Source organism: Pedobacter paludis (assembly GCF_003173575.1).
GTDB classification, from domain to species: domain Bacteria; phylum Bacteroidota; class Bacteroidia; order Sphingobacteriales; family Sphingobacteriaceae; genus Pedobacter; species Pedobacter paludis.
Genome location: NZ_QGNY01000001.1, coordinates 468,439 through 480,070, shown reverse-complemented (window position 1 = coordinate 480,070; position 11,632 = coordinate 468,439). Strand labels below are relative to the sequence as shown.

Sequence of the window (11,632 nt, the reverse complement as noted above, 5' to 3'; positions counted from 1 at the left end):
AATAAAAATCAAAAGATGAATAAATTTAACTCAATGATTGCTATCGCTCTAGTAGCGTTTACATTTACAGCTTGTAAAAAAACAACTGATGAACCCATTATTGTTGCTCCTCCATCGGATGGAAGTACTTTAACACTTAATGGATTGGCAGGTTCCGAATTGGGAAGTGCAGCCGGAAATAGTATTTATGTAGATTTTAGTACCGATAAGCAAACTGCTGTAGCAAGAGCATCTTGGGATTTAGGTTTTTACAGTGGATCGGATTTCAGGGTTATTTTAAACAATACAACTGCAGCTGGCGCAAAAGTTATTACAACGACCAATGCGAGTTTGGCTACCGTAGGCGAAGCAGATACTTTAGGCTTAACTTTAGCCGTTAGTCAAGCATCTCCTGCAAATACAGATTTTGCTTACTTTGATGCAATAAGCGGTAATTTATCAAATACGGTAATTCCTGCAGTATCATCGGTTGCTGCAAATAATAAGATTATTATTTTAAATCGGGGTACTGGAGGCAGCACACCGGCTAGCTCTTGGATCAAACTTAAAGTAACAAGAAATGCTTCTGGTGGTTACACACTTCAATATGGTAAAATCAAAGAAACTACAAATTTTACCACTGTAGACATTCCAAAAGATGGAAACTTTAACTTCAAATTTGTTTCGCTTACCAATGGTGCCATTGTTAGTGCCGAACCTGAAAAGGCAAATTGGGATATCACCTGGACCTACTCGGTATATCAAACTTCATTTAGTGGCGTTTTAGTTCCATATAATTTCTCGGACTTAATTTTCTTGAACTATTTAAATGGTGTGACTGCAGGTGTGGTTTTAACAAGCACTGTAAGCTATGCGGATTTTAAAGAAGCGAATCTAAGTTCTGTAGTATTTAAAACCGATAGAGATGCTATTGGATCAACATGGAGAAGCACCTCTCCTGCTACTGGTGTTAAAACAGATTCATTCTATGTAATTAAAGATGGCGCAGGAAATTATTATAAGCTAAAGTTTGTTTCTATGGGCGCTGGTGATGCCGGAACTCGTGGCAAACCTGTTTTTGAATATAAATTGGTTAAAAAAGGATAAAAATTTTCTCTCCTCAAATTTTAAATAATATGTTTTGTTAGTTGGATAAATGCCCTCCGCGATGGAGGGCTTTATCATTTTATAGTTTTTGTGTTATCAAAGAAAGTTTTAGAGTGTACTACTAAGGTTAGCCGTAAGCCAACAAACGTTATTGAAATGAAGCACAGCGTTTCTTAATATGCCTATCGAGTGAAAAGACATAAACGCTTCAGCTGGCGCAATCTAAATGCTGAATATTCCAGCAACTAATTAAATTGGAGCAAACAACAATCAGTCATCTCAAATAGCTGGAACAGATTTACACAGAATAGAAAATCTCTTAAATGCAAAAAGGGTTTCGGCATACCGAAACCCTTTTTGTTCTTACTCGCGAAATATTATTTGCCAGTATTTTTCTTTTCAGTTACTTCTGCACGGATTTCTTGTGCTAAAACTTTAAGATCTTGCATTGCTTTACGCACACGAGTACCAGCAGCTGCATTGCCAGCATTATAAAATTTTTCTACATCTGCTTCAATCGCAGCAACAGCAGCTTTAACTTTTGAGAATTTTTCCATCGCTAATTGATGTTTTTAAGGTTTAAAAAATTTATTTTTTCAATAATACATATTTACACTGAATTAACAACAGAAAGCAAATATTTATTTGAAAGAAGTTTTGCACATTTTTAACGCCGAAAAAATGCCCTAGCACTATTTTAATCGTATTTTTTAAAATTAAGCCTCTAAAATCATATGCAATTAAAGGCTTTTAGCCGAGCTGTTTTGATAGCTTTATTAAATTATCAAATGTTTCGTTTGCACTATTTACACAAGCCTCGTAATCTGCCTCGGGCACGCTTTCATTTAATATGGAGACAAAAGTTTTCCATTTAGAACCCAGTTCTTCTCCATAAACGCCATAATAGTTCAATCCATCTTCAGCACCTTGAAAATTGGGATTGGCAAGAATATGCTTTTTTATCACGTTTCCGCCCAGTGTAGCCCCTTCTAGCACATATAAAGCACCCAAAACTGCAGCTACGTTTTTCTCTGGCACAAATAATTCGAAATTTAAAGCGGGTAAGGTTAAATTATCAATTCCCCAATATTGCAAATCCTTTTCTAGCGACGAAAGTTTCAAGCGATCGTTCATTTGAAGTTTTTCGGCTAAATCAGCATCAAGCATATTTGCCAGTTTATTTTCAAGTTTTTGATGGATGATATAATTTATGGTAAGAAGCTTTTTGTATGCTTCGGTACTTAGCGAATTGTTCATAATTTCGTTAACAAACATTAACGATTCTAGTTCTTTGTGCTTCTCGGCAGTTTCGGCTCTTAATATATTGGCAATCATAAATTAATTTCAGTATGTAAAAAAGGTGGTTAAAAAGAAAAGATTCGAATTTACTAAATTCGAATCTCTATTTATATGTGTTAACTAATTTAACCGTAAATGTTGATTAAACCAGAAATCGTGTACAGAATGAACGCATTTAACAAGATTATCATAACCATCTGGTTTGGTTAAATATGCGTTTGCCCCAAACTCCATTGATGCTTTAACATCGTCAGGATTATCTGAAGTAGAAAATAGAATTACCGGAATAGATTTTAAATAAGGAATGTCTCTAATAAATTTTAAAAGATCCAATCCTGACATGCCAGGAAGATTTAGGTCTAATAAAATTAATTTGGGCTTTGTCTTACTTTCAGCAAAATTCTGCAGTTTTAGTAAGGCTTCTGCCCCGTCTTCTACAATTGTTAAATTTAAACTATCCCTCACTTCTTGTACTGCACTCTGCATAAAAAATGCGTAGTCAATATCATCTTCCACGTAAAATATATCCGGCGTTTTCATTTATTTATTTTTAAAAGCTACGTAAAAAGTAGAACCTGAATTTAGTTGGCTTTCAAACCAAACTCTTCCATTGTGTTTTTCAACCACTCTTTTTACTATTGCTAATCCTACTCCTGTTCCTTCGATTTCCTTAACATTATCCATGCGCTTAAAAAGCTCAAAAACTCTGTCATAATAACGGTTATCAATTCCCATACCGTTATCTTTTATGGCGTAAATTATTTCATCCCCATCTGCATATCCAGAAACCTCAATTATTGGTTTTTTTACCAAAGAAGAGTATTTAACGCCATTACTAATGAGATTTGTAAATACTTGAGCAATCATTGTTCTATCGCCTTTTAAATTTGGCAAATGCCCTAAAATCAATTCAGCCTTGTCTGCTTTAAAAGCCGTCCACACTTCAGTACAAATCTCTTTTATAAGGCTTTCCATATCAACCGATTCTAAGCTTATCTCTGATCGGCCTACTCTGGCCAAGTTTAAGATTTCCTTAATCAGAAAATTCATTTTCTCTGCACCATTTAAAATCCGATCTAACATTTTTCGTCCCTGCTCATCAATGCTTTTATTTTTCAGCATTAATTCGGCATAGGTTTTAATAGATGTTAAAGGCGTTCTTAAATCATGAGAAATGGTATAGCTGAACGTATCTAATTCTTCGTAAGCGGCTTGAAGTTTCTCGTTTAAGAGCCTAATCTCATTTGCCTTTTTATTTATATAAGCTAAAATTATTTCGCGGATTCTTAGCACTGAAGAAACCTCTTCGGCTAGCCAGCGCTCTGATGTGTTGTTTACAATCTGCGACCAGGTTTCAAAAGATTTTCTTGGTGATAACGTTAGCAGGCCATTTTCTAATGAAGTAGCGGTTTTATCAGGGTTTCCTGCCCAATTAACCGTTGAAATTTGCTCGGGTTTAAACCAAATGATAACCTCATCGGGATCTTTACTTATTGTGCATGCCAAAATCCCCGACGCGATGTTTTTATATTTTTTTGCAGGCAGATAAATTTCAGATAATCTGTGCGTATAATAAATGGTCTCATCACTCGTTTCTCTCAACCATTTAGCCAAATCATAAATATCTTCCTGTTTTGGTGTAGTTCCAATTGTATAAAGATTATTCTCAAAAATAACAGCAGCGCCTGAAGCTTGGGTAACATCCAAAATGGTTTCTTTATGCCCGGTAATTGCCTCAATCAGATTTTTATCTCGGTTAAGATATTCTGTAAGTTTATTCGTAGTATCTTTAAACTTCTCTACAAACTCAAGATCTTCTTCTTCCTGGCGATACTCTAATGCAGAAGATAAAATTTGCCCGATCAGCTTAGATCCCTCTCTAGCTTTGTAATCTATAAATTTAGGACTGTAGTTATGGCAAGCAATTAATCCCCATAATTCTCCATGAGAAATTAAGGAAATACTAAAGCTGGAGTAAACACCCATATTTTTTAAATATTGAATATGTATGGGTGAAACTGCTCTTAAACTTCCGTTGGTTAAATCTAGGGGCTGATCTTCCAGAAATGTAATTATAGGAGAATCTTCGGTATTTACATCAGCTATTAATCTTGTTAAATTTAATTTATAAAGATCTCTTGCTTGCTTTGGAATATCGGATGCCGGATAATGCAATCCGAAAAATGGTTCTAAATTATCTTCTTTTTCTTCCGCCACAACTTCGCCATGTCCATCATCTAAAAACTTATAAATCATGATTCGATCGTAATTTATAAGCTTTTTAACTTCTATAGCAGCGCCTTTTAATAATGCGGAAACACTTTTGCCTTTTAACATTAAAGAGGCAGACCTACCGATAGAACTTTGAATATCGTATTGTAAGGTAACAGGTTCAAATTCCAACAACCAATGGTTGTGAGATGGGGAGATGATTAAATAAAAGGAACGGCCACCAATTTCTAACAAATGCGGACTAATTGCATCAAAGCTTTTTTTTAGAACACCAAGTTTTATTAATTCTTCTATTCTAAATTCAGGGACACCCTGATCTACGAAGGTATTTAAAATGGATAACGGCTTATCTAAGAAATTTTTAGGGTTTTCTTTTATAAAAAAACCAACATTTTCGCTTATATATGCAATAGTTAAATTGGATTTATTTGCAGCAATTAAAAATCCATGTGACTGAACTTTTCCTGGAATATGGATGGGTTCTTTATCACAATTGGTTAAGTCGACGGAAAAATTATTCATAAAAAATATAGGTGTTACAAAAATATTAGAATTTTTGAATTAGCAAACTTTAGAAGTATTTTTAGAATAGTTCTATTTTATTAAATTCAGTTTCTCGATTTATTTTTTATTATATATTTGTCCAAATTAATTAAACTTCCCCATTGGCAAAGAAAAACATTTTGGTTATAGAAGATAACCATGCAATCTTAGATGTAATTACCCTTATTTTAGAAAGCGAAGCTTTTAACGTTGCCGGATTAAATAAAGGTGCTGATTTTATTGAACATGTGCATGAGTTTAAGCCTAATGTTATAATCATGGATATTATGCTTCCTGATATTGATGGCCGCGTTTTATTAAAAGAGCTTAAAGAAAATGAAAGTACCAAACATATTCCTGCCTTAATGATTTCTGCCCGTTATAATTCTACAAACTACATGCTTGATGGTGTTGAGGCAGATGATTTTATGGCTAAGCCATTTAACATTGATGAATTAATGGATAAGATTTATGCCTTATTAAAAAAATCAGAAAGCTAATCTTCCATCCCTGGTAGTTTTATTCCCCCAGATTTTAAATTTTCCATCAACACTTTCTGAAAGGCAAGTTTGGTGTCCATAAATCCGTGTGCTTTCACCCAAATGTTCATGGTTATCTTAAACCCACTATCCTCTAAACTGGAAACCCCAATTCTACGTTCTGGTGTTTTTAAACAATCTTTAAATTCATCAGCAGTTCTATTGAAAATTTCGAAAATTTTATCGTAGGTTATTCCATAACTAAATTTCATTTCAATATCTAAGCGCCTGCTTCCTTCTCTACTGATGTTTATAATTACCTCATTAGATAATTTGCTGTTTGGTATTACAACTGTTCTGTTATCAAACGTAGTTACAATGGTATAAAAAATTTGAATAGAAGTTACAGTTCCCTCCTGTCCCTGTGCAATAATATTATCGCCAACAATAAAAGGCTTTAGCAAAAGAATAAGCACACCGCTTGCAAAGTTCTGTAAGGTTCCAGACAATGCCAAGCCGGCTGCAACACCCATACCACCAATTAAAACGGTTAAGAATGTTAACTGTATGCCAATTATAGGCATAACGGTTAACACCAGCAAAATACGTAAAGTAATAACGAGAAGACTTGTTAAAAACGGACGTAAAGATGGATTAACATCTCTCTTGTGCATGCCAGATTGCAACCATTTCCCTAAAAGCTTAATTAACCATAATCCAATTAGCAGTATGGCCAAACCAATCAAAATGGATGGACCTCTTGTTATAATCCAATCGTAGGCTTTATCATAAAAGTGATCAATCTTATCTGAATCAATTTTCATACTTTATGCTTAGGGCTTTTTATGCTTTGTGGGTTTATCTTTTGTTACGCTAATTTTTTTTGCATCTTTTGCTGATGTTACTTTTTCATCAGCACCTTTGGCCTTTGTATCTTTGGGCGCAGTAGCTTTGCTACTTTCTGCCGATGTTTTTGAATTTTTCATCTTTTTATTTTAATTAATCCTCAATTAACCAAGCCTTTGCTTCCTCTAGCTCTTCGGGTTTAAAACCTTTCGAACAGCCTGGCGTAGCAACTGTAAAAATATCTGTAAACCATTCTACACCCTTTTCATGACTTACAACAGCTATCTTCTTCCACTTGGTAAAATTTTGTAATCCAGCTTTGGCATCCTGAACCCATGCCCCAGCAGTAAAATTTTTAACATCAGTTTCCAGTACCAACAAATATCTAATCTCACCAAATCGATCAGCAGTTCTTTTTAAACCTGGCAATAGCACATTTTTTATATCGTCGCTATCCACTTCTCCGGTTGCCCTAACCCCGAAAATATTTTCCGGTAATCCCGTTATTTCTGTTAACATATCATTTACTTTTTTGATAGAACAACGTAAATAGATAAGATGTTTGAAAAATGGAAAATTCTTGAAAGTTGTGCGTTAGCATAAAACAGTTTTTTAATGGTGTTGTTACATGAAAAACATTAAAACAAAAATTAACCCTATGAAAACCAATTTCTTAAAAATTTCTACAGCAGTTTGTGCTCTAGCGATCACAATTTCGGCCTGTAACAGCAGTACTAAAACAACTACCACTACTGATTCTACAATTACCGATACAACAAAAACAGCAACTTTAAAACCTGCAGGCCCTGCACCCGAATGGGGCAAAACAATAAAACCAGAAATGCAGGCTGTAATTGAAAAGCTGGCAAGTTATGGCGATAAACCTATTGAAACACTGAGCGCTGTTGATGCTCGTAAAAATCACACACCAACTGATGCTGTGATGGATCTGGTGAAAGAAAATAATATAACAATGCCAGAAGCTATGGTTGATACCATGGGAAAAGATATTGATGTAAGTGGCGGTAAAATTCACTTACGCGTTTATACCCCAAAATCGGGCAAAGGTCCATTTCCATTAATTGTTTATTACCATGGCGGTGGCTTTGTTATTGCAAATTTAGATGTATATAATGCATCGGCACAAGGTTTGGCAGAACAAGTTGGTGCTGTAGTTATTTCTGTTGCATATAGATTGGCTCCAGAAAATAAATTTCCAACGGCGCATAACGATGCTTTTGCGGCTTACGAATGGGCAGTTAAAAATGCATCAAACTTAAAGGCAGACCCAGCTAAAATTGCCGTTGTGGGCGAAAGTGCTGGTGGAAACCTAGCCGCGAATGTTTCCATTATGGCAAGAGACAAACATATTATGATTCCTGTACATGAAGTTTTGGTTTATCCAATTGCTCAGGCCAATATGGAAACAGAATCTTATAAAATGTACGCGAATGCTAAGCCTCTAAATAAAGCGATGATGGCTTGGTTTACAGAGAAATATTTAAATACAATGATCGAAGCTCAAAACCCAAAAATATCATTGGTTAATGCTAACCTAAAAGGATTACCGCCAACCACAATTATTACAGCAGAGATAGATCCACTAAATAGCGATGGCGTAATGTTAGCGAATAAACTTTCTGCTGCCGGCGTAAAGGTAAACAGTAGAAATTATGAAGGTGTAACGCATGAATTCTTCGGAATGGCAATTGTGGTTCCAGAAGCAAAACAGGCGCAAGCTTATGCAGCCGAACAATTGAAGGCTGCGTTTAATAAATAATTCTTTAAATGAGATTCAACAAAAAATGCATCGCCAAATAGCGATGCATTTTTTGTTGTAAAATAATCTTCTATGCTCCTTTTTTTGATCCTAAGCTTTGCATTAATTGATCATATAGATCATCACTTGTGGCTTTTTGCGGTTTCATTTTCTTAACCGTAGCACGTTTTCCTTTAGATTTAGCTTTAATTATTTTTAAAAGCTCATCACTATAGTCATCTTTAAAGGCACTCAAATCAAATTTAGAACTGTATTGTTTAATCAAGGCTAAACCAACATCCATTTCTTTCTTGGATATGGTTACATCGTCTACTTTTGTGATTTCCGAAAGACTTCTAATTTCTTGCTGGAACCTAATTTTAGTAATAATAATTACATCTTCCATTGGATGAATGACACAAAGATTTTCAGTATTCCTTAACACAAACCGTCCAACACCAGCCTTTCCAGATTTTTCTAGTGCTTTTAAAAGTAATGCGTAAGCTTTCTTGCCTTGCTTTTCTGGTTCAGTATAATAGGAAGTCTCGTAATATATCGGATTAATTTCTTTGATATCAACAAAGTTTTCCAGCTCAATGATTTTGGTTTTCTCTGGTGATGCTTCTTCAAAATCGTGTTTATCTAAAATTACATACTTATCCTTCAAGAAATAGCCACGTACAATTTTTTCGTAAGGAACTTCTTTGTGGGTATCTTCATTAACACGCAAAAATTTAATTTTAGCATGGTCGCGTTCATCAAGCATATCCAAATCTAAATTACTGTTCTGTACGCCAGAAAATAATTTGATGGGAATGTTTACCAAACCAAAGCCAATCGAACCTTTCCAAATAGATCTCATATTATTTTTATAAAATTTAGTTACTAACAAGTCATTAAATGATATTGTTTCGCAATTAAAAAGCATAAATTGAGGAAATGCCAAACTATTTAGGTAATTGTATGTTATTTAAGTATCTAATCTTCCGAAATACATATGAAAATAGCCTATATTTCTACCTATCCACCACGCGAATGCGGGTTAGCTACATTTAATCAAAACCTGGTTAATGCTTTAAGCTTAAATCCATCTTACGAGGCAAGCAAAAGTTTCATTGTAGCTTTAAACGAATCAGATAATTTAGATGAGCATGCCTATCCAAACGAGGTTAAGTTTGTAATTAGACAACAAAACCAGAATGATTACATAGAAGCTGCCGATTTTATAAACAACAGCGATATTGATACCTGCATTATTGAACATGAATTTGGAATTTACGGCGGTAATAGTGGCGTTTTTCTGCTTTCATTAATCAACAGGCTAAAAAAGCCATTCGTTACAATATTGCATACGGTTTTGAAAGATCCAAGCTTTATGCAACAAACCATTATAAAGGAGATTGCATTAAAATCTTCAAAAATTGTGGTAATGAGCAAGAAGGCTGTTCTTTTCTTAAATAGTATTTATCAAATCCCTTCTTCGCAAATTAAATTAATTGAGCATGGGGTCCCAGATTTAGAGCCGATATTAAATAATGAAGTATCGCAAAGTGATTTATTTAGAGGTAGAAAAGTACTTTTTACCTTCGGGTTAATCAGTAGAAATAAAGGGTTGGAAACTGTTATTAAGGCTTTACCATCTATCGTAGCTCAACACCCTGATGTTTTGTACGTAATTTTAGGCAACACGCATCCTGGGGTAGTAAAACATAATGGTGAAGAGTATCGCGATAGTTTAAAAACTTTGGCCAAAGATCTTGGTGTAGAAAACAACATTGCCTTCGTGAATAAATTTGTTTCTGAAGAAGAGTTGCACCAATATTTAACGGCTTGCTATTTATATATAACACCATACTTAAACGAAGCACAAATTACCAGCGGTACTTTATCATACGCTGTTGGTGCTGGTGCCGCAGTAGTTTCTACACCTTATTGGCATGCACAAGAATTACTTGCCGATAACCGTGGAAAGTTGTTCGACTTTAAGAACGACGAACAATTGGCAACCATTGTTAATTCATTACTTGGTGATGAAAGTAAACATTTGGCTTTAAAGAAAAATGCCTATAACTACGGTTTAAACCTTAGATGGCCTGCTATTGGCAATGTTTATTTAAATGTTTTGGCAGAAGCTTTGGCCAATGGCGAAAAACCTAAAAGAACGGTTCCACCAATTATTGATGTGGATAGTATGCCTGCATTAAACCTGAACCATATAGGTTTATTAACAGATGATACAGGGATTATTCAGCATGCGAGATTTGGAATTCCAAATTTAAAAGAAGGTTATTGTATTGATGATAATGCAAGGGCATTAATTATGGCATTAATGGCTTACGAACAGGATAAAAATCCTAAAGCGGTTAAGCTGATGCCAATCTATTTAAGTTTTATTCAATACATGCAGACCGATAATGGCAACTTTAGAAATTTCTTAAGTTTTAATAGAAATTATTTAGACGAAGTTGGTTCTGAGGATTCATTCGGTCGTACAATCTGGTCTTTAGGGTATTTGATTAATAGTGCACCAAATAATTCTTATCGTGAATTTGGTCGAGAGATTTTTTCTCACTCTATATCTCATTTTAAAGATTTGAAATATTTAAGGGGAATGGCAAATACAATAATCGGATTATCCTATTACTTATGTGCACATCCTGGAGACGAGGTATTGGTTAAAGAAATTAATCAACTGGCAAATTCCCTAAAAGATTCTTATAAGAAAAATAAAGATGGCGACTGGCATTGGTTTGAAGATATTTTAACCTATGACAATGCCATTTTACCGCTTGCCTTACTGCACCATTTCGAGGCCACCGGAAATCAGGAATCTTATAAAATAGCAATGGAAAGTGTAGCGTTTTTAAATACATTCTCATTTGAAAATGGTTATTTAAATCCGGTGGGTAATGCAGGTTGGATGAAAAAACATGGCAAAAACCCAATATACGATCAACAGGCTATAGAAACAATGGCTATGGTTTTGCTCTATTCGAAAGCGTTTGAAATTACTAAAGAGGATCAATTCCTAAGTCAGATGCAGATGAGCTATGAATGGTTTTTAGGTAAAAACAGCTTACACATTCCATTATACGATTTTGAAACACATGGTTGTGCCGATGGCTTGCAATTTAATAGTGTAAATAGAAATCAGGGCGCAGAAAGTACGTTGGCTTATTTCATTTCTCACTTAGCGGTTCTTAAGGTAGCAGAAATAGAATTTCAAACTTTATCTTCTCCCTTGGTAGAAGCTGATAAGTGTACATAAAATAAAATGTCTTGGAAATATAAGCATGATTCTAAAAGGATCATGCTTTTTTTATGGATTCAAACTTTTAAAATCGCGTGTTATCGCACGTAAATAAAAAAAGGATGATAAAGCTTTCGC

Annotated in this window: 12 protein-coding genes; 4 read left to right on the top strand and 8 right to left on the bottom strand. The window is 34.6% G+C overall.

Features of this window, described 5'->3' with window-relative positions:
* The first annotated feature begins 15 nt into the window (after positions 1-15).
* On the top strand, positions 16-1,086 hold the full coding sequence (locus DF947_RS01930) for an HmuY family protein (RefSeq protein ID WP_109927993.1): 1,071 nt from the start codon (positions 16-18) through the stop codon (positions 1,084-1,086).
* Positions 1,087-1,463: 377 nt separating this feature from the next.
* Here DF947_RS01930 and DF947_RS01925 read toward each other — a convergent pair whose 3' ends face one another.
* The 4 genes from DF947_RS01925 to DF947_RS01910 all read right to left on the bottom strand — a co-directional run bounded on the left by DF947_RS01925 (position 1,464) and on the right by DF947_RS01910 (position 5,139).
* The gene (locus DF947_RS01925) at positions 1,464-1,643 is read right to left on the bottom strand and encodes a histone H1 (protein ID WP_109924324.1); all 180 of its coding nucleotides are present in this window, start codon (positions 1,641-1,643) and stop codon (positions 1,464-1,466) included.
* Positions 1,644-1,836: 193 nt separating this feature from the next.
* Positions 1,837-2,421, bottom strand: coding sequence for a biliverdin-producing heme oxygenase (locus DF947_RS01920; protein ID WP_109927992.1), 585 nt, complete (start codon positions 2,419-2,421; stop codon positions 1,837-1,839).
* 84 nt (positions 2,422-2,505) lie between these two features.
* Positions 2,506-2,925 (bottom strand): response regulator, encoded by a 420-nt coding sequence (locus DF947_RS01915; RefSeq protein WP_109927991.1) that lies wholly within the window; start codon positions 2,923-2,925, stop codon positions 2,506-2,508.
* On the bottom strand, positions 2,926-5,139 hold the full coding sequence (locus DF947_RS01910; protein WP_109927990.1) for an ATP-binding protein: 2,214 nt from the start codon (positions 5,137-5,139) through the stop codon (positions 2,926-2,928).
* 143 nt (positions 5,140-5,282) lie between these two features.
* On the opposite strand from DF947_RS01910, the gene DF947_RS01905 reads away from it, so the two are divergent.
* The gene (locus tag DF947_RS01905) at positions 5,283-5,660 is read left to right on the top strand and encodes a response regulator transcription factor (protein WP_109927989.1); all 378 of its coding nucleotides are present in this window, start codon (positions 5,283-5,285) and stop codon (positions 5,658-5,660) included.
* Here DF947_RS01905 and DF947_RS01900 read toward each other — a convergent pair.
* From DF947_RS01900 to DF947_RS01895, 3 genes are read right to left on the bottom strand one after another with little or no spacing between them, the layout of a single operon-like run.
* Positions 5,657-6,463 carry a mechanosensitive ion channel family protein gene (locus tag DF947_RS01900; RefSeq protein WP_109927988.1) on the bottom strand — a complete coding sequence of 269 codons (807 nt, stop codon included), beginning with the start codon at positions 6,461-6,463 and terminating at the stop codon, positions 5,657-5,659. The genes DF947_RS01905 and DF947_RS01900 overlap by 4 nt on opposite strands.
* A gap of 9 nt (positions 6,464-6,472) precedes the next feature.
* Positions 6,473-6,625 carry a hypothetical protein gene (locus tag DF947_RS22155; RefSeq protein ID WP_158526213.1) on the bottom strand — a complete coding sequence of 51 codons (153 nt, stop codon included), beginning with the start codon at positions 6,623-6,625 and terminating at the stop codon, positions 6,473-6,475.
* Positions 6,626-6,638: 13 nt separating this feature from the next.
* Positions 6,639-7,004 (bottom strand): SpoIIAA family protein, encoded by a 366-nt coding sequence (locus tag DF947_RS01895; RefSeq protein WP_109927987.1) that lies wholly within the window; start codon positions 7,002-7,004, stop codon positions 6,639-6,641.
* 139 nt (positions 7,005-7,143) lie between these two features.
* Between DF947_RS01895 and DF947_RS01890 the strand changes: the two genes are divergently transcribed.
* Positions 7,144-8,265, top strand: coding sequence for an alpha/beta hydrolase (locus DF947_RS01890; protein WP_109928488.1), 1,122 nt, complete (start codon positions 7,144-7,146; stop codon positions 8,263-8,265).
* Positions 8,266-8,335: 70 nt separating this feature from the next.
* On the opposite strand, the gene ku is transcribed toward DF947_RS01890, so the two are convergent.
* Positions 8,336-9,106: a non-homologous end joining protein Ku gene (ku, locus tag DF947_RS01885; RefSeq protein ID WP_109928487.1), complete on the bottom strand. Its 771-nt coding sequence runs from the start codon at positions 9,104-9,106 to the stop codon at positions 8,336-8,338.
* Between the two features lie 135 nt (positions 9,107-9,241).
* On the opposite strand from ku, the gene DF947_RS01880 reads away from it, so the two are divergent.
* Positions 9,242-11,512, top strand: coding sequence for a glycosyltransferase family 4 protein (locus DF947_RS01880; protein WP_109927986.1), 2,271 nt, complete (start codon positions 9,242-9,244; stop codon positions 11,510-11,512).
* Positions 11,513-11,632: the final 120 nt, after the last annotated feature.